Genomic DNA, 25,818 nt, shown 5'->3' on the forward strand with positions numbered 1-25,818 from the left:
CAGGCGAGTCGTCCTTAAACAAAATCCAGCGCGTTTAGGTCAGCCGTCATCATGTTCCTTCGTGCGCCATGCCCACAGAATCTCGGTAAGCCACCGCGTACATCGCCGTCACCCAGAACGTGATCGGGACGCAGAGCAACACGCTTAGCGTAGCCATCGGCCAGTGATCGGTTTCGAAGCCGCCGTAGGTCAACGGTTCAAGGCTGATGGCGGCAAAGCTGGCCATCGCGATCAGCGCGAGCAGGCACACCATCAATGGCCAACGCGGGTAGTGCCTCGGAGCACGTGCCCCGCCCAACCCATACTGCCCCGTTACCGCCGTGCGCGGCAGGCTTACGCCGTAGACGGCAAGCGCGTACAACACCGGCAGCCAGATCACCGCTAGCGCGGCAAGCAATGCGGCATAGAAGCGTCCGTCGGACGGTGCGTCCAGCAACATGTAGACCGCATACGGCAGGTCTCCCGTTGCGCGCGCCAGGGCCGTGATGACGATGGCGATTGCGCTCAGCAGAACCAGATGCCGCGCCTCGCCCGAGCCGCCGCGCGCAATGGGCAAGCGGCTGGCCTCGCCCGAGCCGCTGCGTGCAATGGGCAAGCGGCTGGCCTCACCCACAGCGGCAATCCGGTGCCAGGCATACGTCATGCGGGCCAGCGCGATCAGGTTGACCAGAGCCAACGCGGCCCACAGCAAATCCGATGGCTGATTCAAGCGAAAAACCGTCAACGCAAACGGCAGCGTTAATGTGAACGCGGCCAACGACCACGGTGCGGCGGCCAGCATGGCGCGGCCCTGGCGTCTAAGGACGCTGGCCGTTGCCGCCACAAGACGGCCTGCCCCAAGTTTGATCGACACAAGTTTCCTTTTTTCCTGGAAAAAAATGGCGGGTTGTTTATACCGCAGCACCCGCTTTCCTGCGTAAACTTCCGGCATGCTACGCATCGACAATCTCAGCAAACGCTACGGCGACTATCTCGTCTTCCAAGGCCTGACGCATACGTTCACGCCGGGATGCGTGGCGCTATGCGAAGAAGACAGCACCGGCAAATCCAGCTTGCTTGGCATCATCGCGGGCGCGGTCGCGCCGGATGATGGCGACGTCTGGATCGACGGACATTCGCTCACTCACGCGCCGCAACAAGCCCGCGCCCGTCTGGCCTATGTGCCCGACAATTGCCTGGCGTTTCCGACGCTGACCGGGCGTGCGCTGCTGCGGCAAGTGGCCGATGAAAAGCACGTGCTGCTTGATGCTGCTGCGCTTGACCTTGCCTACCGGCTGGGCCTGGAACCGCATCTGGATAAGCGCTTCGAACAGATGTCGACCGGTACGCGCCGCAAGGTGTATCTGACGGCTGCGGCGCTGGGCAATCCCGCTGTGGTCATCGCGGATGGCCCCAGCAGCGGCCTGGATGCGCAGGCTCGCGCCGTACTGGCCGACGTATTCAAAACCTGGGCGCAGGACCGCGTCGTGCTGTTCGCGAGCCACGATGCCGAACTTGTCGAGGCCTGCGGCGCCAGCACGGTCAACGTGGCTGACTTGCGCTGACGTTACGCCAGCGTGGAATCTCATATTCATAGGACGCCGCTTCCCGCGTTTCGTATTGCTTGAACCACGGAGCGACGTGCGGGCCGATATCGGCCGCCAACGTGGCCAGCCACGCCGCCAGGTCTTCTTCTGAACTCAGCGCAATCAGCGCGCCACTGGCGAAGCTGTTGTCGTCCGCCAGGCCTTGATTCGGCACCAGGTAGGCACGCCGATACAAGCGGCCTTTGTGCCAGATTTCGGTGGGCACATACCCCGGCCATTCCCGTTCATCAGGCACGGACACGTACAGACCCAGCGACACCCGCTGCCGGTTCTCGAACGAGTCCTTGTAGCGGATCAGCTCCACGCCTTGCTCGACGTCGCCCACCTTGCGCCACAGGCAACGCTTGCGCTTCTTGCGCCAGCCGGCAAAGGCGGGATGCGGCCGCAGCGTTTCCATGAAGCCATTTTCGATGGGCTCGAAGTCGATAGGCATGTCGGCGTCTGAATTTTTTGGATGGGCCACATTCAACACCGAACCGCGAGGCACCGCGTGGCAAAACATGACAAGTGCAACGAAACCAGAATGGTCCAACGGCTTGTGTTGCAGCTGCGTTTCGCGGCCGCGATATCATGGCCCGTTATGGTTCAGTCAGCCCGAGCCCGCTTGCCTCGCCGTCTCTCCCAGACATAGAAGAAGGAACAAAGACCGATGTCGCATTCTCCCGTGCTTGCCCGTATTTGCCTGATGGCATTGCTCGCCCCGGCGGCCGCCCTTGCCCTGCCCCCCGCTGATCCCGCAATGATTGCCAAGGCGGCGGCTTTCGCAGAGCGGCAGCGGGCAAACGTGGACGACGTGCTGGGCCACGCGGGCGAGGACGGCATGGCGTTGCTGGTGATTCCCACCGTCAACCTGGACGCCCATCCCAAGCGCGATTTCGATGACCGGGACACGCGCGACGCGTTTGCGCGCCAGCGCAGCATGTTCATGCAGTGGATGAATGTGGGCAAGCGCGAATATGGCCTCACGGTGGGTCAGGACACCCGCAAGTTCGACCCTTTCGATATCGGGCCGCTGTTTCAAACCCCGAGCGGCGCGCTGACGTATCAGGTGATTCCGGTGTGGCCGGGCGAATACCGGCTCGGCCGCATTACCTATTTTCAGCCGCGCGCCGTGGTGCCCGAGGCGACGGGGCGTCTGGAAAAGGAGGCGATACTGAAGAAGGTCGGCGTCGCCAGAATGACCGAAACCATGGATGTCGATTACGAGAAGACCGGCCCGTGGCCCAAGCATGAAAAGGAAACCGATGATGGCTTGGGGCAAGGCTGCGAGGTGGTGCTGCGCTTGGGCGGCGGTTGTGATGAGGCCGCCCGCGAGTTCCGCTGGCAGGTCATTGCCGATCGCGCCGTCACGGCGGGTGCGGCCGAGCCGTCAGCGGTTCCAAGTTATGACGCAGTACTGACCTTCGCGCCGATCGCGTCCATCAGCGTCAAAGCCGGAGACGTCGTGCTGACCGACGGGTTCGTGCTGGAGGGCCAGCCCGAGCTGGACAAGCGCATGTGCGGTGGCTCGGGCGGCACCATTACCTGCGCAATGCAGTCGGTGACGGTAAAGCGCCTGCCCGCCAGTATCGAGAGCTTCCGTCAGGCGCCCACTGCGGCGAGCTTCAAGCTGCCTAAGCTGGATGCGGCGCTGCGCGACCTGGTGTATCGGGCGCCCACGATGCTGGTGGAGCCGGCCGACAAGGCGTCGCCGAATGTGATCAAGGCAGAGATGGAGTGAACGGGGCGTGGAGGTGGACCGGTTACGCCCCTATCCCATCATCACGCCACGCCGCCAAACCGCTTGTCCAGATACGCAATGATCTCGTTGGACTCATACATCCAGCGCGTGCCGTCGGCGTCGTCGATGCGCAGGCAAGGCACCTTCACCTTGCCGCCGCCCGCCAGCAATTGCTCACGCGCCTGCGGATCATTCTTGGCGTCGCGCAGCGCGACCGGCACATTCAGGCGGTGCATCGCGCGACGCGTCTTCACGCAGAACGGGCAGGCATTGAATTGATAGAGCGCGAGCGCAGCGGCGTCTTTATTGACCGCCGCCTGGCCTTGCGGCGAGCGCTTTTGCGGACGCGGGCGCGTCAACGCGTCGCCCAGCACAATCAACTGACCCAGGCCGACACGTAGGGCTTTAACAAACATGGTTGGGGACTCGATAGGAAGAAAGAGGCCGCCAGTCTACTCTGTGTGACATCAGGCCTGCGGCGTTAAGCCCATGCGTTCAAGCCTGTTTTTGCGCCATTTCTTGCCCGTGCAAGGTCTTCAGCTTTCTCAATTCCGGGAACCATCGCATCCATAAGCCCGCAACCGCGATGGTGCCCATGCCGCCAATCACCACCGCCGGCACGGCGCCGAACAGTTCCGCCGTCAGCCCGGATTCAAATTCGCCCAGCTGATTCGACGCGCCAATGAACAAGGTGTTCACCGCGCTGACGCGCCCCAGCATGTGGTCGGGCGTGTTCAGCTGCACCAGCGACGAGCGCACCACGACGCTTACCGCGTCCGCCGCGCCCAGCACCACCAGCGCGCCGACCGATAGCGGAATGGATGTCGACAAGCCGAACACCGTGGTCGCCAGCCCAAACACGATCAGCGAACCAAACAGCAAGCGCCCTACGTGTTCGCCCAGGCTCAAGCGGGCCAGCGTCAGCGACATCAACGCCGCGCCGCAAGCGGGCGCCGCGCGCAGGGCGCCCAGCGCCCACGGGCCTGCGTTGAGAATGTCTTTGGCGAAGATCGGCAGCAAGGCGGTGGCGCCGCCCAGCAGCACCGCGAACAGGTCCAGCGACAAGGTGCCCAGCAACAAGCGCCGCTGGAAGATGAAGGTGATGCCGGCGAACAGCGTGCGCCACGTCGTCGGTTCCTTGCGCGGCGGGGCGCGTTCAATCACCAGCGTGGCGATCGATGCGAAGGCCGACAGGTACAAGGCGGCCGCCACGCAATAGATCCACCCTGCCCCAAACCCGTAGCCGATGCCGCCCAATGCGGGGCCGGCAATCTGCGCGATCTGGCCGCCTGATGACGCCAAGGCGGTTGCGCGTGGCAGCCATTCGCGCGGCACCACTGCCGGGATCAGCGTGGACAAGGTCGGCGCTTCGAAGGCGCGCGCCGAACTCATGATGATGATGGTGGCGTAGATCAGCGTCTTGCCGCCCACGCCGTGCAAGGCGGCAATGGCCAGCACCAGCGTGGCCAGCGTTTCCAGCGCCATGCAGAGGGCGACGATCTTGCGGCGGTCGTAGCGGTCGGCGACGTGGCCCACCACCAGCGTCAACGCGGCCATGGGCAGGAACTGCGCCAGGCCGATCAGCCCCAGGTCGATCGCGCTGCCCGACAGCGCGTAGATCTGCCAGCCCACCGCCACCGAGACGATCTGAAAGGCCAACGACGCGCTGACGCGCGCGAACAGAAAGTGCAGAAACGGGGGGCGGGTAAGCGGACTGGGGGAATCGGGGGCGGGCATGGGAGCGGGCGCGGCAGGCGCGCGGGCGGCGCCGGAAGGCACATTCTAGTGACAGCCGGCTGACGCGAAACTAAAGCGCCAACCGGCGGGGCGTGGCGTGCGGGCTATGGGGAAATCTGACGACAACCGCAGCGGCGCGTCACGGCAACCGTTTACGCCCCGATCGACACCAGTTCGGCGCCTTCGGTGACCTGGTCGCCCACGCCATAGAACACTTCTTCGACCTTGCCATCGGCGGGCGCGGAGATCGTGTGTTCCATCTTCATGGCTTCCATCACCAGCAGCGGCTGGCCCTTTTCGACGGTGTCGCCCGCCTTGACCAAGATCGAGATGATCTTGCCGGGCATCGGGGCCGTCAGGCCGCCGCCGTGCTCGCCTTGCGTGTCCTGCGCGTGCGTCAGGGGGTCGTAGAGCTCCAGCACGTGCACGCCGCCTTCGCCGAAGACGTGGGCGCGATCGCCATGCAGCACGACCGTGCCGGCGTTCTCGTGGCCCGCCAGCGTGATGCGCAGGCCGTAAGCCAGGTTCGGGTTGGCGCTGGCGTGCGAGCGCCACAGGAACGGTTGAGCGCCCGCGCCGCTGTCCAGCGTCCATGCGCCACCCTGGCGGGCCACGGTGACGCGCCGCGTTTCGCCGTTGTCCACCCATTGCAGATGACGTTGATATTGGTTGCCCAGGCGCCAGCCGTCGCGCGCATCCCAGGGGTCTGCCGGACCCTTGCCGGGGGATGTCAGACCGGGTTGGGCCAGGCCCTGGCGCACCAGTACGGCGGCCGAGGCCAGCGCCAGCGTGGCAGCAGTGGCGGCCTGCGGTTCGGGCAGCAGTGTGGCGCGCTGGCGTTCGATCAGGCCCGTGTCCAGGTCGGCGGCGGCAAAGGCGGTATCGCTCATCAGGCGCGACAGGAACGCGACGTTGGTCTGCACACCCACGGCCTGCGTTTGCGCCAGCGCTTGCAGCATGCGGGCGCGCGCCTGGTCGCGGTCAGCGCCGTGCACGATCAGCTTGGCGATCATCGGGTCATAGAACGGCGTGATCGTGTCGCCCGTGCGCACGCCGCCATCCACGCGGATATCGCCGTTGGTGAACGCGGTGTGCGGGGGCAGGCCCAGGTAGGCCAAGGTGCCGATCGACGGCAGAAAGCCCTTCTCGGGGTTCTCAGCGTAGATGCGCGCTTCGATAGCGTGGCCATTGATGCGCAGGTCTTCCTGGCGCGCAGGCAGCGGCTGGCCGGCTGCCACGCGCAATTGCCATTCGACCAGATCGTGGCCCGTGATCATTTCGGTGACCGGGTGCTCGACCTGCAAGCGCGTATTCATTTCCATGAAGTAGAAGCGGCCGTCGGGTTCGGAGATGAACTCGACCGTGCCTGCACCCACATAGCCCACGGCGCGCGCGGCGGCCACGGCGGCCTCGCCCATGGCGCGGCGGCGTTCTTCCGTCATGCCCGGCGCGGGGGCTTCTTCAATGACCTTCTGGTGGCGGCGTTGCACCGAGCAATCGCGTTCGAACAGATAGACGCAGTTGCCATGCGTGTCGGCGAACACCTGGATTTCAATGTGGCGCGGCTTTTGCAGATAGCGTTCGATCAGCACGCGGTCATCACCAAAGCTGGACGCGGCTTCACGCTGGCACGAGGCCAATGCATCCAGGAATGCGCCCGATGATTCCACGACGCGCATGCCCTTGCCGCCGCCGCCCGCGCTGGCCTTGATCAGCACGGGGTAGCCGATGCCATCGGCCTGGGTCTTGAGAAATTGCGGGTCTTGGTTGTCGCCGTGATAACCGGGCACCAGCGGCACGCCGGCCTTTTCCATCAACGACTTCGCCGCCGATTTGCTGCCCATGGCGGCAATGGCCGAGGCGGGCGGGCCCACGAACGAGATGCCCGCTTTTTCGGCGGCTTCGGCAAAGGCTTCGTTTTCCGACAGGAAGCCGTAGCCCGGGTGGATGGCGCCCGCGCCGGTGTCGATGGCGGCTTGCAGAATGGCGTCGGCGCGCAGGTAGCTTGCGCGCGGTTCCGATCCGCCGATGTACACGGCCTGATCGCAGGCTGCCACGTGGCGCGCATTGGCGTCCGCATCCGAATACACGGCAACGGTGCGGATGCCCATGCGTCGGGCGGTGGCGGCGACGCGGCAGGCGATCTCTCCGCGATTGGCAATCAGCAAAGTGTCGAACATGAATGTCATCCTGGCTGGTGTTCTTCTTGAACTGCGTGGGCGGCGGCTGCGCCTGCCCTACATGCGGAACACGCCGAAGCGCGTGTCTTCAATCGGCGCATTCAGCGCGGCCGACAACGCCAGGCCCAGCACGCGGCGCGTGTCCGCCGGGGCGATGATGCCGTCGTCCCACAGGCGCGCGGTGGCGTAATACGGATGGCCTTCGTGTTCGTACTGTTCGCGGATGGGCGCCTTGAAGGCGGCTTCTTCGTCGGCCGACCACTTGCCGCCGCGCGCCTCGATGCCATCGCGCTTGACGGTGGCCAGGACGCTTGCGGCCTGCTCGCCGCCCATCACCGAGATGCGGGCGTTGGGCCACATGAACAGCATGCGCGGGGAATAGGCGCGGCCGCACATGCCGTAGTTGCCGGCGCCAAACGAGCCGCCGATCAGCACGGTGAACTTCGGCACGGCGGCGGTTGCCACCGCCGTCACCATCTTGGCGCCGTGGCGCGCGATGCCTTCGTTTTCGTACTTGCGGCCCACCATGAAGCCGGTGATGTTCTGCAGGAACACCAGCGGAATCTTGCGCTGCGCGCACAGTTCGATGAAGTGCGCGCCCTTCTGCGCGGATTCGGAAAACAGGATGCCGTTGTTGGCGACGATGCCCACCGGCATGCCCTGGATGTGCGCAAAGCCCGTGACCAGCGTGGGGCCGAAGCGCGCTTTGAATTCGTCGAACTCGGAGCCGTCCACAATGCGCGCAATCACTTCGCGCACGTCGTAGGGCTTGCGCGTGTCGGCGGGGATGATGCCGTTCAATTCGCTGGGGTCGTAGCGCGGTTCGCGCACGGGAATGGTCGCCAGCGGCGCGGGCTTCTTGCGGTTTAAGCGCGCCACGGCGTTGCGCGCCAGTTGCAGCGCATGCATGTCGTTGGCGGCCAGATGGTCGACCACGCCGGACAGCCGCGTGTGCACGTCGCCGCCGCCCAGGTCTTCAGCGCTGACCTCCTCACCCGTGGCGGCCTTCACCAGCGGCGGGCCGCCCAGGAAGATGGTGCCCTGGTTCTTCACGATGATGGATTCATCGCTCATGGCGGGCACGTAGGCGCCGCCCGCCGTGCAAGAACCCATCACGACCGCGATCTGCGAGATGCCCTGCGCGGACATCTGCGCCTGGTTGTAGAAGATGCGGCCGAAGTGTTCGCGGTCGGGGAAGACTTCGTCTTGTTGCGGCAGGTTGGCGCCGCCCGAATCCACCAGGTAAACGCAAGGCAGATGGTTTTGCGCGGCGATTTCCTGCGCGCGCAAATGCTTCTTGACCGTCATCGGGTAGTACGTGCCGCCTTTGACGGTGGCGTCGTTGCAGACGATGACGCATTCGGTGCCTGACACGCGGCCGATGCCGGTGATGACGCCCGCGCCCGGCGCGTCGCCGTCGTACATGCCGTGCGCCGCCATGGGCGACAGTTCCAGGAACGGGGTGCCCGGGTCAATCAGGTTCTCGACGCGGTCGCGCGGCAACAGCTTGCCGCGCGCCACGTGCTTGGCGCGCGCGGCTTCACTGCCGCCCAGCGCGGTCTGCGCCAGTTTCTGATTCAGATCATCCAGCTGCGCCTGCATGGCGCGCGCATTGTCGGTGTAGTCTTGCGACCGCGGATTGATGCGGGATTCGATGATGGGCATGGGGTTCCACCCGTCCTGCTTGATTGGAATTTGAAGGCGCTCTGGTCGAGCGGTTTGTCTCGCTGCCCGGTGGGCCGGGCATTCTTGTCGATTGGGTTTTCGTTGCGCCTTTCCAAGCATGGCCCGCGACTCGTTGTCGCGTCCGGAAGCCATACAAGAAAGGCGCGGCGAAAAGCCAATCGGGAGACGGAGGGTGAGTCCGTCTCCCAGGCATTGCCTTAGACCATTTCGATGGCCATTGCGACGGCTTCACCGCCGCCGATGCACAGCGTGGCGACGCCGCGCTTGCCGCCAGTCTTGCGCAGCGCGCCGACCAGCGTGGCCATCAGGCGCGCGCCCGATGCGCCGATCGGGTGGCCGAGGGCGGTGGCGCCGCCGTTGACGTTGACCTTCTCGTGCGGCAGCTTGAAGTCGGTCATGGCGGCCATGGTGACCACCGCGAAGGCTTCATTGATTTCGTACAGGTCCACGTCTTCGGCCTTCCAGCCGGTCTTGGCGAACAGGTTCTTCAGCGCGCCAACCGGGGCGGTGGTGAACCAGCCCGGCTCTTGCGAGTGCTGGCTGTGCGCCACGATGCGGGCCAGCGGCTTCACGCCGAGCTTCTCGGCGGTGGAGGCGCGCATCAGCACCATGGCGGCGGCGCCGTCGGAAATCGACGACGAGTTCGCGGCGGTGATGGTGCCGTCCTTCTTGAAGGCGGGCTTCAAGGTCGGGATCTTTTCCGGCATGGCCTTGGTGGGGGCTTCGTCGGTGTCGATCACGGTGTCGCCCTTGCGGCCGGCGACGGTGACGGGGGCGATTTCCCACTTGAAGCTGCCGTCTTCCGTGGCGGCGCGGGCGCGGCGCAGCGATTCCAGCGAGAACGCGTCTTGCTGTTCACGCGTGAATTCGTACTTGGAGGCGCAGTCTTCGGCGAAGACGCCCATGGCCTTGCCCTTGTCGTAGGCATCTTCCAGGCCGTCCAGCGCCATGTGGTCATACACGGTGTTGTGGCCAAAGCGGTAGCCCTGGCGCGCCTTGAGCAGCAGGTACGGCGCGTTGCTCATGCTTTCCTGACCACCCGCCACGACGACTTCGGCGCTGCCGGCGGCCAGCAGGTCGTGGCCGAACATCGCGGCCTTCAGGCCCGAGCCGCATACCTTGTGGATCGTGGTGCACGCCACGCCCAGCGGCAGGCCTGCGCCAAGTGCGGCTTGACGGGCGGGCGCCTGGCCTTGGCCGGCTTGCAGCACGTTGCCCATGATGACTTCATCAACTTGCTCGGGCTTGATGCCGGCGCGCTCGATGGCGGCTTTGATAGCCACCGCGCCAAGCTCATGCGCGGCCAGGCCGGACAAGCTGCCCAGCATGCCGCCCATGGGGGTGCGGGCGACGGAAACGATAACGATGGGATCTGACATGACTAGCTCCTGTGAGGGTCGGGACAGCGTCTGGTTGCCGGTACTGCGCGGGTGCCTGAAGGGCGTGCCGGTTGCAGCCGTCTGTCCGTATCGTAAGGGAAAAATTCTTCAATTCGGCCTTGCGCCACCTGAGTCCGGCAGGCCTGCCACCAGTCCGGGTCCAGCAAGTCGGCATGGTGACGCATGAAGGCGCCGCGCACACGCGCGTCGCCCAGCAGGAAGCGGCCGAATTCTTCGGGGAATACGTCGTTCGGTCCGATGGCGTACCAGGGTTCGGACGCCATTTCCGCTTCTTCGTTGGGGGCCGGCGGGATGCGCCGGAAATTCATCTCGGTCATGCGCTGGATTTCGTCGTAGTCATAAAAGACGACCCGGCCCAGCCGCGTGACGCCGAAATTCTTGTACAGCATGTCGCCGGGGAAAATGTTGGCCGCCGCCAGCTGACGGATCGCATCGCCGTACTCCCGCACGGCGGGCTCCAGCAGCGCGTCGGAGGCCTGGCGCAGATAGATGTTCAACGGCGTCATCCGCCGTTCGATGTAGACGTGGCGGATGACGACGGTGTCATCCGTTTCTTCGATCAGGCTGGGCACAAGCCGCCGCAATTCTTCCAGCAGCGCCGGCGCGAAACGGCTGCGCGGCAGCGCCACCTGCGAGTACTCCCAGGTATCGGCCATGCGGCCGACGCGGTCGTGCAGCTTCACCATCTGGTACTTGCGCCGCACGGTGGCGTGGTCCATGCCGTCTTTGTCGATGCGGTCCTTGATCAGCTTGAACACGTACGGGTAAGACGGCAGCGTGAACACGCACATCACCATGCCCTTGATACCGGGCGCGATGTCGAAGGCGTCGCGCGAGTGGGCCAGGTGATGCAGGAAGTCGCGGTAGAACAGCGTCTTGCCCTGCTTTTGCAGGCCGATCATGGTGTAGAGCTCGGCCTTGGGCTTGCGCGGCAACAGGCTCGCCAGGAAGTTCACCACCGCCGCGGGCGTTTCCATGTCCACCAGGAAATACGCGCGCGTGAAGCTGAACAGCGTGCTCAGGTCATCCGCGCCCAACAGCAGCGCGTCCAGCGTCACCTGCCCCGCCGGATTGCGCGTGAGCGCCACGGCAAACGGGTAGACGGTGGTCTGGTTGATCAAGCGGCCGACGATGTAGGCGCCCTTGTTGCGAAAGAACAGCGAACCCAGCGCATGGATCTGGCAGTCGCTGGCGATGCGCCGGCCCACATGGCGCGGCAGCAGCATGCGCAATTGCTTGACCGCGGCGCGCGCCAGCATGCGGGTGTCGCGCGGCAGGTCTTCAAACGGCAGCGCCAGGCCGAAGTCGGCCACCATGCGGATCAGGCTTTTTTCCAGGCCGTCGGTGGCCGGGTAGTACACCCGGTACGACGGCATGCTGCTGTCCAGATAGTCCGTGGCGACGGCCGGGCGCACGAAGAGGAAGTCGTTGTGGAAATAGTCGCGGTGCAGCAGCCGGCACGTGACCGAATTGAAAAACGTTTCGGCGCATTCGGGCTGCTTGTGTTCGCCCAGCAGGCCCACGAATTCCTGTTTGATCTGTTGCCAGTAGGCGGTCTGGGCGTCGGTCAGCGCGGGTACGGCCGCGCCGTTGCCGTTGCTGCTGCCGTTGTGGCTGGGGATATCGTCCAGCGCGCTCTCGGGGCGCCCGCGCAGCACGCTTTCCAGCTGCGTGGCGCATTCGCGCACGCGCATGTCGTAGTACTCGATGCGTTCGCGCGACAGGTGCTGAATGCCGTGCCAGTCGCCGGATTCGAACAGCGCCTTGGCGCGCTGCGCGCTGTAGCGAAACAGCGCGTAGTGGCGGTCAAAGCCCGCCAGAATCCGCCGCGCGACGTCCAGCGGCGACGGCCCCGGGGCGGGGGCCGGCTCAATATGCTGGACGTCTGACAGGCGGATCATGGCGGAGCGCTCGGCCGGCGGATCAGGCGGTTTCGTTGAACAGTTCGCGGCCGATCAGCATGCGGCGGATTTCGCTGGTGCCCGCGCCAATCTCGTACAGCTTGGCGTCGCGCCACAGGCGGCCCACCGGGTATTCGTTGATGTAGCCGTTGCCGCCCAGGATCTGCACGCCCTCGCCCGCCATCCACGTGGCTTTTTCGGCGGTGTACAGGATCAGCGCGGCGCAGTCCTTGCGCACCTGGCGCACGTGTTCCGCGCCCAGCTTGTCCAGGTTCTTGCCCACCTGGTAGCAGAAGGCGCGGCTGGCTTGCAGCGTGGTGTACAGGTCGGCGACTTTGCCCTGGATCAGCTGGAATTCGCCGATGGCCTGGCCGAATTGCTTGCGGTCATGGATGTACGGCACCACCACGTCCATCACGGCTTGCATGATGCCCAGCGGGCCGCCAGACAGCACGGCGCGTTCGTAGTCCAGCCCGCTCATCAGCACCTTCACGCCGCCGTTGACCTGGCCCAGCACGTTCTCTTCGGGAATCTCGCAGTCCTGGAACACGAGCTCGCCGGTGTGGCTGCCGCGCATGCCCAGTTTGTCGAGCTTTTGCGCCACCGAGAAACCCTTGAAGCCCTTTTCGACCAGGAATGCGGTGATGCCGCGCTGGTGGGCTTCGGGGTCGGTCTTGGCATAGACGACGAGCGTGTCGGCGTCGGGGCCGTTGGTGATCCACATCTTGGTGCCGTTCAGCACGTAGCGGTCGCCCTTTTTGTCGGCGCGCAGCTTCATGCTGACGACGTCCGACCCGGCGCCCGGTTCGCTCATGGCCAGCGCGCCCACGTGTTCGCCCGAGATCAGCTTGGGCAGGTACTTGGCTTTTTGCGCGGCCGTGCCGTTGCGGTTGATCTGGTTCACGCACAGGTTGGAGTGCGCGCCGTAGGACAAGCCCACGGAGGCGCTGGCCCGCGAGATTTCTTCCATCACCACCATGTGGGCCAGATAGCCCATGTTGGCGCCACCGTATTCTTCATCGGCCGTCATGCCCAGCACGCCAAGTTCGCCGAATTTGCGCCAGAGGTCCATGGGGAACTGGTCGCTGCGATCCACTTCCGCCGCGCGCGGCGCGATCTCGGCCTGCGCAAAATTGCGCACCGCGTCGCGCAGCATGTCCAGGTCTTCGCCCAAGTCGAAGTTCAGGCCGGGAAGATTCATCGATGTCTCCGTGATAGTGGGTACTTACATTCTTATGGGCGCCTGTGGTCTGCGCCTTGTTTGCATCGCGTGGCTCATCATGCGCCGACACCGCATCGCTACGCAATGATGCACCGCAAATATTACGTTTACGTAAACGTAAATTGGAGTCGGGTTATCCCTAGGCAAATGCGTATTTCCCAGGGAGTATCGGTGAGTAATATCCGTCTCTGTCCCTGAAATCTGCCTCGACAAGTCGGAGTCTGCCGTGCTCGAACTAGCCAATCTGGAAGAAATTGTGGCGCTGCGGCGCGATATTCATATGCACCCCGAGCTTTGCTATGAAGAGCACCGCACGGCCAAGGTGGTGGCCGATACGCTGCGCGGCTGGGGCATCGAAACGCATACCGGCATCGCCAAGACCGGCGTGGTCGGGGTGATCAAGCGTGGCACGTCGGACCGCGCCATCATGCTGCGCGCCGACATGGACGCGCTGCCCATGCAGGAAGAAAACCAGTTCGAACATCGTTCGCGCCACGACGGCAAGATGCACGGCTGTGGCCACGACGGCCACACGGCCATGCTGCTGGCCGCGGCCCAGCACTTGCAAACCGCAGGCGGCTTCGATGGCACCGTGTACCTGTGCTTCCAGCCGGCCGAAGAAGGCGGCGCGGGCGGCCGCGCCATGATTCAGGACGGGCTGTTCACGCGCTTCCCGTGCGAAGCGGTGTTCGGCATGCACAACTGGCCGGGCTTGCCCGCCGGGTCGTTCGGCGTGTGCGCCGGCCCGATGATGGCGGCGGCCAATGGCTTCAAGATCACCGTCACGGGCAAGGGCGGCCACGCCGCAGCGCCCCAAGACTGCGCCGACCCGGTGCCTGCGCTGTTCGCCATCGGCCAGTCGCTGCAAACCATCCTGACCCGCAGCAAGCGCCCCTTGGACGCGGCCGTGCTGTCGATCACGCAGGTGCAGGCGGGCGGCACCGTCATCAACGTCATCCCCAACACGGCGTGGCTGGGCGGCTCGGTGCGCGCCTACAGCACCGATGTGGTGGACCTGATCGAACGCCGCATGAACGAAATCGCCGGCAACATCGCGGCCGCGCACGGCTGCGAGGCCGATGTGTTCTTCGAGCGCCGCTACCCGGCACTGGTCAACACGGTGGCCGAAACCGAGTTCTGCATGGACGTCATGCGCGAGGTGGCGGGGGATGAGCGCGCACTGACGATCGAACCCGCCATGGCCTCGGAAGACTTCGCCTTCCTGTTGCAGGAAAAGCCCGGCTGCTACGTGTTCCTGGGCAATGGCGATGGCGAGCACCGCATGGCCGGCCACGGCCTGGGCCCGTGCATGCTGCACAACGCCAGCTATGACTTCAATGACTCTTTGATTCCGGCGGGCGCGTCGTACTGGGTTCGCCTGGCGCAACGCTACCTTGCGGCCTGAGCGCGGAGCCCGCTTGATGGGCTACACCGCTGACGGGCAACACCGCTGACGGGCTACACCGCTTCACTGATTACGTTCGACGCTTTACCCAACGCAGTGCTACGCAACATCACTAGGACGATATGAAAAAGAAGACATTGCTGATCAAGGCCGCGGGGGCGGCCCTGGCGATCATGGCAAGCGGCGCGATGGCCCAGCAGAGCTGGCCCGCCAAGCCGGTGACGCTGGTCGTGCCTTACACGGCGGGCGGCAGCGCCGATGCGATTGGCCGCCGCCTGGGCGACGCGCTGCGCAAGGAAGCCAACGTGACCGTCATCGTTGAAAACAAGCCGGGTGCAGGCGCATCCGTCGGCACGGACTTCGTGGCTCGCGCGCAGCCGGACGGCACCACGTTGTTGTTGGCGTCCACCAGCCCGCTGACCATCTTCCCGCATCTGGCCAAGACCAACTACGACCCGATGAAAGACTTGACGCCGGTGGCTAGCGTGGCCGTGGCGCCGGTGGCGATCGTTGCCACCAAGTCGTTGCCGGTGAAGGATTTTGCGGGCCTGGTCGAGTACGCCAAATCGCATCCGGAAGGGGTGCGTTATGGCACGCCGGGCCAGGGCACCGTGGCCCACATCGGCATGGCCGCTGTCACTACGCAGACCGGCACCAAGATGCTGCACGTGCCGTATCGCGGCAACAGCCAGGCGCTGACCGATGGCTTGGGCGGCGTGATTGAACTGCTGGTGGTCAATAGCGATGTGGTGTTGCCGCATGTGGCCAATGGCGCATTGAAGCCGTTGGCCGTGATGGCGCCGCAACGTCTGGCCGCCTGGCCCGACGTGCCGACCATGGCCGAATTGAAGCTGCCGCAAGCGCAGTACTACTCGAACTTTGGCGTGTTCGCGCCGGCCAAGCTGCCGCCAGCGGTGTCGCAGCCGCTGCAAGCGGCGTTGGCCAAGGCTGTCGCCAGCGCTGAATTCCAGGACTTGCTGGCGAAGTCGTACCTGCAACCGGGTACGGCTTCGGGCGACGCGTTCGCCAAGCAAGTGCAGGCGGAATTCACGAACAACGCCCGCATCATCAAGGAAGGCAATATCAAGGCCGAGTAAGCCTGGTTGCATCGTGCCGATTGCGTAAGCGTCCCCGTGTTGGGCCTACGGCTTCGCTGCCGCCAGCGCGGGGCGCTTACGCAGTTTTTGCGGCGCGCCCCGCTCATCCACGGGCAGCGGCGCCACCCGATACCGCATACGGGCCAATGAATCCGCGTTGGTGATCCGCGCAATGTGCGCACACTGCGCACACCAATGCCCTGCCCGGATCGATGCGAATGGCGCATACCAATCGTGCCCGCGATGACACAGCCAATGCAGCTTCTTGGTGGTATTCACATAGCTGGATGACAGGCATTGCCCGCCGCGTTCGCGCGCCGCCTGATGCGCGGCGGCAATGCCCAGGCGCTTGTTCACGTTCGCACATACGCCGCACCAGCTTCCCAACAATATCTTGCCGCCCGTTGTCAGCCATTCGTGGCCTTCAGAGCAACGGAACCGGTAGCGCACGCCCAGCCCGTGATAAGCGTCCGACAGGCAGGCGCCGCCCCGTTCGGCGGCCTTGCGTTGCAGGCGTTGCAGGCCATCGGGGTGCCGATACCCTTCCACCTTGCGCAGCCGCGCGCATTCCGGGCACCAGGTGCGCCGCAGGACGTCGGCGCCGGGGGCGTTCCATTCATGGCCGGCACCGCAGCGAAAGCGGAACACGCGTTGCCCGCGCGGGCTTGCCGTGTCCAGGCAGACGCCGCCGCGCGCCGCTGCCGTTTGATGAATGCGCGTCAGCAGATCGTCGCGCCTGCGCCGGTAGCCGGCATCGCGTCCGCAGACGGGGCAACCGGTGCGGTCCAGCGCCTTGTTGCCGTTGCGGGTCCAGCTGTGCCCGGCCTGGCATTGGAAGCGATGCGGCCTGTCCCAGCCGAGCCAGTGCGATTCCAGGCATTGCACGCCGGCCTCTTGCGACAGGGCGCGCAGGCGGGTGAAGTTGGCTTCCGCCGTACAGACCGGGCATTTGGTTTCGCGCGCGCGGCCAAACGTTTGCAAGGTGCGGTCAAAGAGATGCCCTGCGCGGCACTGAAACCGGTACATCGCGGACAGGCCGCGCCAGTCGCTATCCAGGCACTCAAAGCCTGCGGCGTCGGCGGTTGCGCGAAGCTGCGGCTGGCGGTCAAGAATGGGGTGAAGACGGCTCTTGTGCATGGAGCCGATCTTGCCTTCCCGCCGTGCGCAAAGATATTGGATGAATCCGATTTTGGGGCGGAACTATCAACGCCGATCGCGGTGACGCCACGCCACAGGCCAAGCGCGTGTTCCATCGCGCATACCGGGTCAGGCGTTACGTGCCACGCGCGGGTCAGGCGTTACGTGCCGCGCGGCCCGAACATGATGACGAGCATGCCCGCGATGCACAGGCCCACGCCCACCCAATCGCTGAGGCTCGGCCGCACGCCGTCGACCGCCCACAGCCACAGCAACGCCATGCCGATGTACACGCCGCCATACGCGGCATACACGCGGCCCGACGCGGTGGGATGCAAGGTCAGCAGCCACGCGAACAGCGCCAGACTGACGGCGGCGGGCGCCAGCAGCCAGATGGAATGGCCCTTGCGCAGCCACAGATAAGGCAGATAGCAGCCGATGATTTCGGCCAGCGCGGTCAGGACGAACAGCGCAACGGTTTGCAGGGCGGCCATGCGTCGGCCCTTACGGCTTTTGCGCCAGCAACACGCGGCATTCGCGTTCCTGCTGTGCAATCTCTTGCAAGGTGTCTTCGATGTCGCGGCGTTGTTGTTCGAGCGTGGCGCGATGCTGTTCCAGTACGCTCAGGTACTGACGCAGCTGCACTTCGGTATCGCCCGGCCCGTCGTACATGTCGATCAGGGTCAGGATTTCGGACAGTTGCAGCCCCAGCCGCTTGCCGCGCAGCGCCAGCTTCAGGCGCGTGCGGTCGCGCGGACCGAAGATGCGGTTGCGGCCCTCGCGTGCCGGGCTGACGATCCCCTGGTCTTCGTAGAAGCGGATCGTGCGGGGCGTGACGTCGAACTCGCGGGCGAGTTCAGAGATGGTCCATGTTGACGAGGGCATGCGACGTGTGGCAGTTTACGTAAACGTAAATTATGATGACTTGACGTGAACGTCAAGCGTGGAGCAAGAGGCAATGAACCCCAACGAACAGAAATTGCAGTATCCCTGGGCGGACTTCCAGCCCGAAGCCGGCCATGCCCATGTGGTGACGGAGGGCGTCAAATGGATTCGGATGCCGCTGCCGTTCGCGCTGGATCATATCAACCTCTGGCTGCTGCGCGACAACATCGACGGCCGCGACGGCTGGACGATTGTTGACTGTGGCATCTCGCGCGACGAGGTCAAGTCGTTGTGGGAAGACGTGTTCAAGAACGAACTCGAAGGGCTGCCGGTGTTGCGTGTGCTGGTCACGCACATGCATCCCGACCACATCGGCCTGGCCCATTGGCTGTGCGAGCGCTGGGACGCGCAGCTGTGGATGACGATGACGGACTTCATGGTGGCGTCGCTGTGGTCGTCGCGCCGCAATGACGCCGGCGGCGGCCCGGGCGGCCAATCGGCGGTGGCGCATTTCGCCCGCCACGGCCTGACCGACCCGGACGCGCAGGAACAGATCCGCCAGCGCGCCAACTACTACCCGAATCTGGTGCCCGCCGTGCCTGCGCGCTACACGCGCATCATGCACGGCGATCAGGTCCGCATCGGCGGCCGCGATTGGCGCGTGATTGTCGGCTACGGCCACGCGCCGGAACATGCGTCGCTGCACTCGCCGGGCCTGAACGTGCTGATCTCTGGCGACATGGTGTTGCCGCGCATCTCGACCAACGTCAGCGTGTTCGACTACGAACCCGACGCCAATCCCCTGCCCTTGTATTTGCGGTCGCTGGATGGCTATGACGGCTTGCCGGATGACACGCTGGTGCTGCCATCGCATGGCCGGCCGTTCACCGGTTTGCACGAGCGCATCGCGCAACAGCACGAACATCACCGGGACCGGCTGGCCGAAGTGCTGGAAGCGTGCAAGGTGCAGCCGCAGTCCACGTCCGACATCGTGCCGGTGCTATTCAAGCGCAAGCTGGATCTGCATCAGCTGACCTTCGCCATGGGCGAGGCGCTGGCGCACCTGCATGCGCTGTATTTCGAAGGCAAGCTGAAACGCGCAACGGGGGCGGACGGCATCGTGCGGTTCACGGCGGCCTGACCCCGGCCGGCCACGCCGCCTCGCGCCCTAGCGCGTGGCCGTGGCCAGCCTGACGGCCAGCCCCACGAACACCAGCGCGGCGATGCGGTTCAGCCAGCGCTTGGCCGTCACCGAGCGTTGTAGCAGTTCGCCGAACGCGCCCGAGAAGAACGCGATGGCGCCAAACACCAGCAAGGTCGACACCATGAACACCGCGCCCAGCTGCATCACCTGCACGCCGACGGGGCCTAGCGCGGGGGTGGTGAACTGCGGCAGAAACGCGAAGAAGAACAGCAGCACCTTCGGGTTCGTCAGGTTCATGACGATGCCGCGCCGGTACAGCGCGCCGGGCTTGAGCGGTTCGGGCCGCTTGCCATCTTCCGCTTCGACGGGCGCGCGCAGAATTTGCCACGCCAAATACGCAAGATACGCGGCGCCCGCCAGCTTCAGCGCCGTGAACGCCATGGGCGACGCGGCGAACACAGCGGCCAAACCCAGCGCCACGGCAGCCGTATGACCCAACAGGCCGGTGCACAGGCCCAGCACCACCAGCATGCCCGCCTTGCGTCCCCAGATGGCCGATTGCATCAGCACGAACAGATTGTCTGGCCCGGGCGTCAGGGCCAGTAGAACGGCAATGCCGAAGAAAGCGATCAAGGTATCAAGGGGCAGCATGGGATTTCGCCTGGTGCGGGTGGGCTCCGGTCAGCCGGAGAATGGCATCATAAGGGCAAAATCCACGCCGTCCACCCCGCGCCGCCGGACACACCAGGAGAGAGAGACACGCCATGACGACCCCTGCCGCAACCCATGCTGCACCCCGCAACGCGCAACCCGATGCACCGGCCAGCCTGAGCGGCGGCGACCACGCAGCGGGTACTGACGCCGCGCTTGAAGCCTGGCTCTTGGCGCGCCACAGCTGCCGCGCGTTCCTGCCCGCGCCTGTGCCGCGTGGCGTCATCGAACGGATTCTGACCCTGGCTCAGCGCACGGCATCGTGGTGCAACTGCCAGCCCTGGCAGGTGGCCATTACCGAAGGCGCAGGCACGGATCGTTTACGGGCGGCGCTTACCGCGCGCGCCGAACAGGCCGGCTTCACGCCCGACTTCCCCTTTCCCCGCGAGTACCGCAACGAATACCTGGCCCGCCGCCGCGAGTCGGGCTTTCAGCTGTACGGCGCGGTGGGCGTGGCGCGCGGCGACCGCGAGGCCTACCGCCAGCAAGAGATGCGCAACTTCCAATTGTTCGACGCGCCGCATGTGGCCATCATCACAACCGACGAAGCGCTGGGCGAATACGGCGCGATGGACTGCGGCGGGTACGTCGCCAACTTTCTGCTGGCGGCCCAGGCCAACGGTGTGGCCACCGTGGCGCAGGCGTCGCTGGCGATGTACCCCGAGGTGCTGCGCGACGTGCTGGGCATTGCGCCCGACCGGCGCGTGGTCTGCGGCATTTCCTTTGGCTATGCCGATACCGCGCATCCCGCCAACAGCTACCGCACCCGGCGCGCCGAGCTGCCGGAAACCGTCAACTGGGTCACGAGTTAGGGACAGGGGCTAGGGACAGGCGCCCGCGCGCCTGATAAGGTTCACCCTGTTCGCCACCGTTCTCGCCGCACCGCTCGCCCCGATTCGGCCTTGTTCACCCCTATCGCATTCCCTCAGCAGATGACTTCCAAACACATCGACACGGTTTTGCAGCACGCGGGCACCGCCCCGTTCAACCCCGAGACCGGCACCGCGCCCGTGCCGCTGCCGCCCATGCGCGCCAGCACCGTGCGCTTCGAGAATCTGGCCGCGCTGGAACAGGCGCAGCGCAGCAAGGCCGCTGGCGGCCGCGCCACCACGTATGGCCGCATGGGCATGGATACCCACGCCGCGCTGGAGGAAGTGTTCACGCAGCTGGAAGGCGGCACGCATTGCTATCTGGCGTCGTCGGGCCTGTCGGCCATGACGATGGTGATGATGGCGTTGTGCTCGGCGGGCGATCACGCGCTGATTTCCGATTGCGTCTACGGCCCGATGCGCGAGCTGGACGACGCCGTGCTCAAGCGCATGAACATCGACATCACGTACTTCTCCACCAGTGATGACCTGGAATCGCTGGTGCAGCCGAACACGAAGCTGTTGTACGTGGAGTCGCCGGGTTCGCTGTTGTTTGAAATGCTGGACATGGGCGCGATGGCGGCGTTTGCCAACGCGCATGGCCTGGTGCTGGCCACTGACAACACCTGGGGCTCCGGCTACATCTATCGCCCGCTGACGTTGGGCGCGCAGGTGTCCGTGATCGCCGGCACGAAGTACGTGGGCGGCCACTCTGACCTGATGCTGGGCGCGGTGGTGACAAACGACGAGGCCATCGCCAGAAAGCTGAACCGCACGCAGTACGCGATGGGCTATTCCATCAGCGCGGACGACGCATGGCTGGCGTTGCGCGGGGTGCGCACGATGCCGATCCGTATGGCGCAGCATGCGCGCCATGCGCTGCAAGTGTGCGAATTCTTCAAGAGCCGCCCCGAGACCGTGCGCCTGTTCCATCCCGCCTGGCCGGCCGACCCCGGCCATGCGCTGTGGCAGCGTGATTGTTCCGGCTCCAACGGCATGCTGTCGGTTGAGCTGCGCCTGTCGCCCGCGGCGGCGCGCGCCTTTGTGGATGCGCTGACTTTGTTTGGCATCGGCTTTTCCTGGGGCGGCTACGAAAGCCTGGTGCAGCTGGTATCGCCCAAGGATTTGTCCCATCACCGCTATTGGGGCGAAGGCGACAACGCGCTGGTGCGTTTGCACATCGGGCTGGAATCGCCGGAAGACATCATCGCGGATCTGACCCAGGCGCTGGAAAAAGCGGCGGCGGTCAGCGAGTAAGCGCGCAACCTCGCAACGCGGTAACCTCGCAGCCCCGCAGCCCGTCGATCCTGCAGCCATGCGGCGCGGCGCGTTCAGACCGCCGCGCTGCGTATCCACGCGCCGATGCGCGCGGCGATGTCGTCGCTGTTGTCGTCCATCATCGGCATGTGGGAATTGCCCGCAATGCCTTGCTCGGCCAGCCGCCACGTATCCACCCGCGCACCATGCCGGGCCAGCGACGCGGCGTAGTCCTGCCCGCTTGCGCACAAGCGCTGCCATAGCGGCGTGGCGTCCAGATAGTCGCCATAGACAAACAGGAACGGCTTGCCCGCCACGGCGGCGGCCGTGACGTCGCCCGAGAACCCCGACGGCTCGATGCCGATCACACCCCGCACCAGATCGGGCCGCGCATGCAGCGCCCGGTACGCCACTTCGCCGCCGTGGCTGTGCGCCAGCACCAGGCATGGGCCGATACGGTCCAGCACAGCGCAGAAGCCGTGCAGGGCCGCATCGTTGTTGCCCAGCCAGCGCGGCACGGCGTGCCGGATGAAGTCATCGAACGCATCAACGGGAAAGCGTTGCCCTGCGAACGCGCGGCGCAACGCGTAGTCTTCGGCGCGGCCAAAGCGAAACAACGACCAGCTTTCCTCAGCGGTGCGGATGATGGGCGCCTCGGGCCACACCTGCTCGAACGGCGCCCAGCCGGCGCGGCCGCGCTCAACGTTGTCCACGACATACACCGCATGGCCCTGGCGCAGAAAATGCTGCATCCAGCCGGGGCGCCCGTCTGGCGTCTGTTCCCACATCGCGCCTGTCATGCCGCCGCCATGCAGCAGCACGATGGGCAAGGGATGCGCCAGGCGAGACGGAATGAAGTACTGCACGTACGCCTGTTCGAAGTGATAGTGCCCGTTCGGGTCATAGGCCAGCGACGCGCTTTTCGTGAACGCGATCTCGCGCTGCGGCAGCCCGGCGATGCGCACCGGTCTGCCGCCCGCGTAGAAGCTGCCGAAGTCAGCAAGCGAGAGGGGTTGCTGCCGTGGCTGTTGCTCAGGCTTGGTCATTTCTTGACCAGCGGGCATTGGCTTTCCGCAAGCGGCCACGCCAGCGTGTCTCCGGGGATGTTGCGCACGATGTTGTAGTAGTCCCAGGGCGCTTTGGATTGCGCGGGCGTCTTCACCTGCGCCAGTATCATGTCGCGCACCACCAGGCCGTCTTCGCGGATGTGCGCATTCAAGCTGAACGGGTCGTCGATGGGCAGCGATTTCATCTTCGCCATCACCGCGTCGGCATCCGCAGTGCCGGCCGCTTTCACGGCTTGCAGGTAGTGGCGCACCGAGCTGTACACACCCGCCTGCAAGAAGGTGGGCGGACGGCCGACGCGCGCTTCGAACTTCTTGGTGAAGGCGCGCGTGCCGTCATTCATGTCCCAGTACGACGGCACAGTCAGGTACGTTTTCTGCGCTGCTTGCAGACCCAGGCTGTGCACATCCGTGATCAGCAGCAGCATGGCCGCGAGCTGCTGCGTGCCGCCAATGCCGAATTCCGCCGCCTGCTTGATGGCCGAGATCGTATCGCCGCCCGCGTTGGCGATGGCGATGATCTGCGCCTTGGAGCCTTGGGCCTGAAGCAGGAAGGACGCAAAGTCCGACGCGTTCAACGGGTGGAAAACGGTGCCCACGACTTCGCCGCCGTTGGCCTTTACGACGGCTTCGGTGTCCGCCGCCAACTGCTTGCCGAAGGCGTAGTCGGACGCCAGGATGAACCAGCGCTTGTTGCCTTCATTGACGACGGCGGTGGCCGTGCCGCGCGACAAGGCGTAGGTCGTGTACGTCCATTGCACGCCGTAGGGCGAGCACTGCGCTTGCGACAGCGCGGTGGTGCCGGGGCTGGAGAACAGCACCAGCTTTTTCTTTTCGCGCGCAATGCCCTGCACGGCCAGCGCGACGGACGAGTTGGGCACGTCCACCACGACGTCCACGCCATCGGTGTCGTACCACTTGCGGACCATGCTGCTGCCGATGTCGGGGCGGTGTTGATGGTCGCCCGAGACCAGCGAGATCGGCTTGCCCAACACGGTGCCGCCCATTTCCTCGATGGCCAGCCGGGCGGCTTCCACCGAGCCCTTGCCCGTGGCGTCGGCGGTGACGCCCGCCATGTCCGTCAGGACGCCGATCTTCACGCCGTCGGCTGTGCTGGCGTGCGTGGTGAAGGCGCCGAGCGCCAAGCTCAGGCCCAGCCCAAGGCTCAATGCCGCACGTGCGCGCAGAGATTGCGATGTCATTTGTCTTCCACCCGTTTTATGCCGTCGTTGCGGCGAATTTTTGTGGTGAAAGTGTAGCGCTGCGCCTGCGCGGAATCGCAGCGATTTCTCAACGATTTCACAAAAGAAAACGCCCCGGCCAAATCAGCCGGGGCGTCTGCGGTGAGCGGTGTGCGCGGATTACTTGTTGCGCGCCATCGGGATCAGTTGGTTCACTTCCTTCAGGGCGCCTTCGTAGCTGTTGCCCGCCATGACCGGGGAGGTCATGAACTTGCCGCCGACGGCAAACGACGGCGTGCCGTCGATGCGGTAGGCGTCGGCCAGCTGGGTGGCGCGCTGCACTTGGGTTTGCACGCTGAACGAATCGAAGATCGAATCGAACTTGGCGCGGTCCACGCCTTGCGAGGCGGCCCAGTCGCCCATGGACTTCTTGTCGAACAGGCGCTTGTGTTCACCGTGGATGGCGGTGAAGAACTTGGCGTGCAGGTCGGGGCGGTCCAGAGCCAGGAACGTGTAGTAGACCTGTTGCAGCGGCTTCATGCCGGCGTTGAAGGCGATGGGCACTTGCTTGAGCACGACGTCAGACGGGGCGGTCTTGGCCCAGTCTTCAACCATGGGTTCCATGGCGGCGCAATGCGGGCAGGTGTAGGCGAAGAATTCCAGCACTTCCACTTTGCCCGGGGTATCCGAGGGCAGCGGCGGGTTGATCGCCACATAGGCTTGCGTGCCTTGCGCGTGGCTGACCGGGCTGAAGAACGCGGTGGCCGTCAGTGCGGCCGCGGCCAGGATACGAACAATCTTGGGGGACAGCATGGATAAGAGGTTCCTGAGTAAAAAGTTACAGACAGGGTCAAACGCGGATAAGTTCAATCGAAAAAATGGCGCCAGAGTGCGTTACTGGCGCACGACGGCGGTTTCAATCTTGTTTTCGCCCAACCGGCCGCGGGCGCGATTCATGTCGTCCAGCCGCGCAAACGGCCCGACGCGGACCCGGTTGATCGGCTTGCCGTTCACTTCCGCCTTTTGCACATTCACGGGCAGGCCCAGCAGCAGGATGCGGGCGCGGAGCGATTCCGCGTCGTTTTCGCCCCGGAAGGCGCCGGCTTGCAGGAAGTAAGTGCCGGTGGCGGCGGACGCCGTGGCCGTGGCGGGCGCTGCGGCCTTCGGTGCGGGCGTTGCCGCGGGCTTGGAGATGGGGGTGGGCGCCTGGCTGGGCGCCATGGCGACCGCCGCGGGCGCGGTGGCCTGCGGCTTGGCGGTTGACGGCAAGGTGGCGATCAGCGCGCCCAGGTCGTCCAGACGGGCCGGGGTTTCGTCGGGCTTGGCCGCGCCAGCTCCAGTGCCCGGTAATGGCGCGGGCGCCGTGGCGGTGGGGCCGGTGGGCGGCGCACCCGCCGCCCCATCGCGGCCATACAGGCCCGCGTTGGGGTCCGGCGCCTGCCGGGGGTCGGGCAGCTTGCCCGTGTCGCCCTGACGGCTGGCGCGGTCCACGAACGGCACCGGGGCCTTGGTGACATAAAAGGCCACGACGGCGGCCACGATCAGACCGATGAGCAGGCCGGCGAGCGCCCCGTACAGGGTGCTGCCGCTTTCGCCTGAGGAACGGCGGGTGGGTTTGCGCTTGGTTGCCATGTAC

Annotated in this window: 24 protein-coding genes; 7 read left to right on the plus strand and 17 right to left on the minus strand. The window is 65.3% G+C overall.

What is annotated here, in order from left to right; genetic code table 11:
* Positions 1-49: 49 nt before the first annotated feature.
* A complete protein-coding gene (locus ACFZAI_RS16865; protein WP_391567989.1) occupies positions 50-853 on the minus strand; it encodes a hypothetical protein in 804 nt (267 codons plus the stop codon).
* 76 nt (positions 854-929) lie between these two features.
* Between ACFZAI_RS16865 and ACFZAI_RS16870 the strand changes: the two genes are divergently transcribed.
* The gene (locus tag ACFZAI_RS16870) at positions 930-1,544 is read left to right on the plus strand and encodes an ATP-binding cassette domain-containing protein (protein ID WP_391567990.1); all 615 of its coding nucleotides are present in this window, start codon (positions 930-932) and stop codon (positions 1,542-1,544) included.
* Here the strand turns inward: ACFZAI_RS16870 and ACFZAI_RS16875 are convergent.
* Positions 1,522-2,019: a hypothetical protein gene (locus tag ACFZAI_RS16875; RefSeq protein ID WP_391567991.1), complete on the minus strand. Its 498-nt coding sequence runs from the start codon at positions 2,017-2,019 to the stop codon at positions 1,522-1,524. The two genes, ACFZAI_RS16870 and ACFZAI_RS16875, sit on opposite strands and share 23 nt — an antisense overlap.
* A 216-nt stretch (positions 2,020-2,235) precedes the next feature.
* Between ACFZAI_RS16875 and ACFZAI_RS16880 the strand changes: the two genes are divergently transcribed.
* Positions 2,236-3,306 (plus strand): hypothetical protein, encoded by a 1,071-nt coding sequence (locus tag ACFZAI_RS16880; protein ID WP_391567992.1) that lies wholly within the window; start codon positions 2,236-2,238, stop codon positions 3,304-3,306.
* Positions 3,307-3,347: 41 nt separating this feature from the next.
* Here ACFZAI_RS16880 and ACFZAI_RS16885 read toward each other — a convergent pair whose 3' ends face one another.
* From ACFZAI_RS16885 to ACFZAI_RS16915, 7 genes are all read right to left on the minus strand, one after another.
* On the minus strand, positions 3,348-3,722 hold the full coding sequence (locus ACFZAI_RS16885) for a glutaredoxin family protein (protein ID WP_391567993.1): 375 nt from the start codon (positions 3,720-3,722) through the stop codon (positions 3,348-3,350).
* 79 nt (positions 3,723-3,801) lie between these two features.
* On the minus strand, positions 3,802-5,043 hold the full coding sequence (locus tag ACFZAI_RS16890; protein ID WP_391567994.1) for an MFS transporter: 1,242 nt from the start codon (positions 5,041-5,043) through the stop codon (positions 3,802-3,804).
* 152 nt (positions 5,044-5,195) lie between these two features.
* Positions 5,196-7,223 carry an acetyl/propionyl/methylcrotonyl-CoA carboxylase subunit alpha gene (locus tag ACFZAI_RS16895; protein WP_391567996.1) on the minus strand — a complete coding sequence of 676 codons (2,028 nt, stop codon included), beginning with the start codon at positions 7,221-7,223 and terminating at the stop codon, positions 5,196-5,198.
* A gap of 57 nt (positions 7,224-7,280) precedes the next feature.
* The gene (locus ACFZAI_RS16900; protein WP_391567997.1) at positions 7,281-8,888 is read right to left on the minus strand and encodes a carboxyl transferase domain-containing protein; all 1,608 of its coding nucleotides are present in this window, start codon (positions 8,886-8,888) and stop codon (positions 7,281-7,283) included.
* A gap of 218 nt (positions 8,889-9,106) precedes the next feature.
* Positions 9,107-10,288: an acetyl-CoA C-acetyltransferase gene (locus ACFZAI_RS16905; protein ID WP_391567998.1), complete on the minus strand. Its 1,182-nt coding sequence runs from the start codon at positions 10,286-10,288 to the stop codon at positions 9,107-9,109.
* A gap of 2 nt (positions 10,289-10,290) precedes the next feature.
* Positions 10,291-12,210, minus strand: coding sequence for a bifunctional isocitrate dehydrogenase kinase/phosphatase (aceK, locus tag ACFZAI_RS16910; protein WP_391567999.1), 1,920 nt, complete (start codon positions 12,208-12,210; stop codon positions 10,291-10,293).
* A gap of 22 nt (positions 12,211-12,232) precedes the next feature.
* Positions 12,233-13,411 (minus strand): isovaleryl-CoA dehydrogenase, encoded by a 1,179-nt coding sequence (locus ACFZAI_RS16915; protein ID WP_046803954.1) that lies wholly within the window; start codon positions 13,409-13,411, stop codon positions 12,233-12,235.
* A 247-nt stretch (positions 13,412-13,658) separates the two neighbouring features.
* Between ACFZAI_RS16915 and ACFZAI_RS16920 the strand changes: the two genes are divergently transcribed.
* On the plus strand, positions 13,659-14,837 hold the full coding sequence (locus ACFZAI_RS16920; RefSeq protein ID WP_391568000.1) for a M20 aminoacylase family protein: 1,179 nt from the start codon (positions 13,659-13,661) through the stop codon (positions 14,835-14,837).
* 122 nt (positions 14,838-14,959) lie between these two features.
* The gene (locus tag ACFZAI_RS16925; protein ID WP_391568002.1) at positions 14,960-15,934 is read left to right on the plus strand and encodes a Bug family tripartite tricarboxylate transporter substrate binding protein; all 975 of its coding nucleotides are present in this window, start codon (positions 14,960-14,962) and stop codon (positions 15,932-15,934) included.
* Between the two features lie 45 nt (positions 15,935-15,979).
* Here ACFZAI_RS16925 and ACFZAI_RS16930 read toward each other — a convergent pair whose 3' ends face one another.
* From ACFZAI_RS16930 to ACFZAI_RS16940, 3 genes are all read right to left on the minus strand, one after another.
* Positions 15,980-17,071, minus strand: a complete 1,092-nt coding sequence (locus tag ACFZAI_RS16930) for a hypothetical protein (RefSeq protein WP_391568003.1) — start codon at positions 17,069-17,071, stop codon at positions 15,980-15,982.
* Between the two features lie 161 nt (positions 17,072-17,232).
* Positions 17,233-17,565, minus strand: coding sequence for a YnfA family protein (locus ACFZAI_RS16935; protein ID WP_391568004.1), 333 nt, complete (start codon positions 17,563-17,565; stop codon positions 17,233-17,235).
* A gap of 10 nt (positions 17,566-17,575) precedes the next feature.
* Complete coding sequence (locus ACFZAI_RS16940) at positions 17,576-17,956, minus strand: MerR family DNA-binding transcriptional regulator (protein WP_006216751.1); 381 nt, start codon at positions 17,954-17,956, stop codon at positions 17,576-17,578.
* A gap of 73 nt (positions 17,957-18,029) precedes the next feature.
* Between ACFZAI_RS16940 and ACFZAI_RS16945 the strand changes: the two genes are divergently transcribed.
* Positions 18,030-19,097 (plus strand): MBL fold metallo-hydrolase, encoded by a 1,068-nt coding sequence (locus tag ACFZAI_RS16945; protein ID WP_391568005.1) that lies wholly within the window; start codon positions 18,030-18,032, stop codon positions 19,095-19,097.
* Between the two features lie 27 nt (positions 19,098-19,124).
* Here ACFZAI_RS16945 and ACFZAI_RS16950 read toward each other — a convergent pair whose 3' ends face one another.
* Positions 19,125-19,751 (minus strand): LysE family translocator, encoded by a 627-nt coding sequence (locus ACFZAI_RS16950; protein ID WP_054420989.1) that lies wholly within the window; start codon positions 19,749-19,751, stop codon positions 19,125-19,127.
* Positions 19,752-19,864: 113 nt separating this feature from the next.
* Between ACFZAI_RS16950 and ACFZAI_RS16955 the strand changes: the two genes are divergently transcribed.
* Both ACFZAI_RS16955 and metC read left to right on the plus strand, forming a co-directional pair.
* Positions 19,865-20,623, plus strand: a complete 759-nt coding sequence (locus tag ACFZAI_RS16955; protein WP_391568006.1) for a nitroreductase — start codon at positions 19,865-19,867, stop codon at positions 20,621-20,623.
* 120 nt (positions 20,624-20,743) lie between these two features.
* Positions 20,744-21,937, plus strand: a complete 1,194-nt coding sequence (metC, locus tag ACFZAI_RS16960; RefSeq protein WP_391568007.1) for a cystathionine beta-lyase — start codon at positions 20,744-20,746, stop codon at positions 21,935-21,937.
* A gap of 74 nt (positions 21,938-22,011) precedes the next feature.
* Here metC and ACFZAI_RS16965 read toward each other — a convergent pair whose 3' ends face one another.
* The 4 genes from ACFZAI_RS16965 to ACFZAI_RS16980 all read right to left on the minus strand — a co-directional run bounded on the left by ACFZAI_RS16965 (position 22,012) and on the right by ACFZAI_RS16980 (position 25,814).
* Positions 22,012-23,001 (minus strand): hypothetical protein, encoded by a 990-nt coding sequence (locus ACFZAI_RS16965; protein WP_391568008.1) that lies wholly within the window; start codon positions 22,999-23,001, stop codon positions 22,012-22,014.
* Positions 22,980-24,203: an ABC transporter substrate-binding protein gene (locus tag ACFZAI_RS16970; RefSeq protein WP_391568009.1), complete on the minus strand. Its 1,224-nt coding sequence runs from the start codon at positions 24,201-24,203 to the stop codon at positions 22,980-22,982. The genes ACFZAI_RS16965 and ACFZAI_RS16970 overlap by 22 nt, the downstream gene beginning before the upstream one ends.
* Positions 24,204-24,362: 159 nt before the next feature.
* Positions 24,363-24,995, minus strand: coding sequence for a thiol:disulfide interchange protein DsbA/DsbL (locus ACFZAI_RS16975; RefSeq protein WP_391568010.1), 633 nt, complete (start codon positions 24,993-24,995; stop codon positions 24,363-24,365).
* An 81-nt stretch (positions 24,996-25,076) separates the two neighbouring features.
* A complete protein-coding gene (locus tag ACFZAI_RS16980) occupies positions 25,077-25,814 on the minus strand; it encodes an SPOR domain-containing protein (RefSeq protein ID WP_391568011.1) in 738 nt (245 codons plus the stop codon).
* Between the last annotated feature and the right edge of the window lie 4 nt (positions 25,815-25,818).

Source organism: Achromobacter sp. NPDC008082 (assembly GCF_042957345.1).
In the GTDB taxonomy this organism is placed as follows: Bacteria; Pseudomonadota; Gammaproteobacteria; order Burkholderiales; family Burkholderiaceae_B; genus Achromobacter; species Achromobacter kerstersii_A.

Bases quoted from the DNA above. Each gene is read 5' to 3' on its own strand.
- ACFZAI_RS16880 (WP_391567992.1), top strand. From the start codon at position 2,236: ATGTCGCATTCTCCCGTGCTTGCCCGTATTTGCCTGATGGCATTGCTC.
- metC (WP_391568007.1), top strand. From the start codon at position 20,744: ATGACTTCCAAACACATCGACACGGTTTTGCAGCACGCGGGCACCGCC.
- ACFZAI_RS16945 (WP_391568005.1), top strand. From the start codon at position 18,030: ATGAACCCCAACGAACAGAAATTGCAGTATCCCTGGGCGGACTTCCAG.
- ACFZAI_RS16870 (WP_391567990.1), top strand. From the start codon at position 930: ATGCTACGCATCGACAATCTCAGCAAACGCTACGGCGACTATCTCGTC.
- ACFZAI_RS16915 (WP_046803954.1), bottom strand. From the start codon at position 13,411: ATGAATCTTCCCGGCCTGAACTTCGACTTGGGCGAAGACCTGGACATG.
- ACFZAI_RS16890 (WP_391567994.1), bottom strand. From the start codon at position 5,043: ATGCCCGCCCCCGATTCCCCCAGTCCGCTTACCCGCCCCCCGTTTCTG.
- ACFZAI_RS16980 (WP_391568011.1), bottom strand. From the start codon at position 25,814: ATGGCAACCAAGCGCAAACCCACCCGCCGTTCCTCAGGCGAAAGCGGC.
- ACFZAI_RS16955 (WP_391568006.1), top strand. From the start codon at position 19,865: ATGACGACCCCTGCCGCAACCCATGCTGCACCCCGCAACGCGCAACCC.
- ACFZAI_RS16885 (WP_391567993.1), bottom strand. From the start codon at position 3,722: ATGTTTGTTAAAGCCCTACGTGTCGGCCTGGGTCAGTTGATTGTGCTG.
- ACFZAI_RS16875 (WP_391567991.1), bottom strand. From the start codon at position 2,019: ATGCCTATCGACTTCGAGCCCATCGAAAATGGCTTCATGGAAACGCTG.
- ACFZAI_RS16925 (WP_391568002.1), top strand. From the start codon at position 14,960: ATGAAAAAGAAGACATTGCTGATCAAGGCCGCGGGGGCGGCCCTGGCG.
- ACFZAI_RS16905 (WP_391567998.1), bottom strand. From the start codon at position 10,288: ATGTCAGATCCCATCGTTATCGTTTCCGTCGCCCGCACCCCCATGGGC.
- ACFZAI_RS16965 (WP_391568008.1), bottom strand. From the start codon at position 23,001: ATGCCCGCTGGTCAAGAAATGACCAAGCCTGAGCAACAGCCACGGCAG.
- ACFZAI_RS16940 (WP_006216751.1), bottom strand. From the start codon at position 17,956: ATGCCCTCGTCAACATGGACCATCTCTGAACTCGCCCGCGAGTTCGAC.
- ACFZAI_RS16930 (WP_391568003.1), bottom strand. From the start codon at position 17,071: ATGCACAAGAGCCGTCTTCACCCCATTCTTGACCGCCAGCCGCAGCTT.
- ACFZAI_RS16950 (WP_054420989.1), bottom strand. From the start codon at position 19,751: ATGCTGCCCCTTGATACCTTGATCGCTTTCTTCGGCATTGCCGTTCTA.
- ACFZAI_RS16970 (WP_391568009.1), bottom strand. From the start codon at position 24,203: ATGACATCGCAATCTCTGCGCGCACGTGCGGCATTGAGCCTTGGGCTG.
- ACFZAI_RS16935 (WP_391568004.1), bottom strand. From the start codon at position 17,565: ATGGCCGCCCTGCAAACCGTTGCGCTGTTCGTCCTGACCGCGCTGGCC.
- ACFZAI_RS16895 (WP_391567996.1), bottom strand. From the start codon at position 7,223: ATGTTCGACACTTTGCTGATTGCCAATCGCGGAGAGATCGCCTGCCGC.
- ACFZAI_RS16900 (WP_391567997.1), bottom strand. From the start codon at position 8,888: ATGCCCATCATCGAATCCCGCATCAATCCGCGGTCGCAAGACTACACC.
- aceK (WP_391567999.1), bottom strand. From the start codon at position 12,210: ATGATCCGCCTGTCAGACGTCCAGCATATTGAGCCGGCCCCCGCCCCG.
- ACFZAI_RS16975 (WP_391568010.1), bottom strand. From the start codon at position 24,995: ATGCTGTCCCCCAAGATTGTTCGTATCCTGGCCGCGGCCGCACTGACG.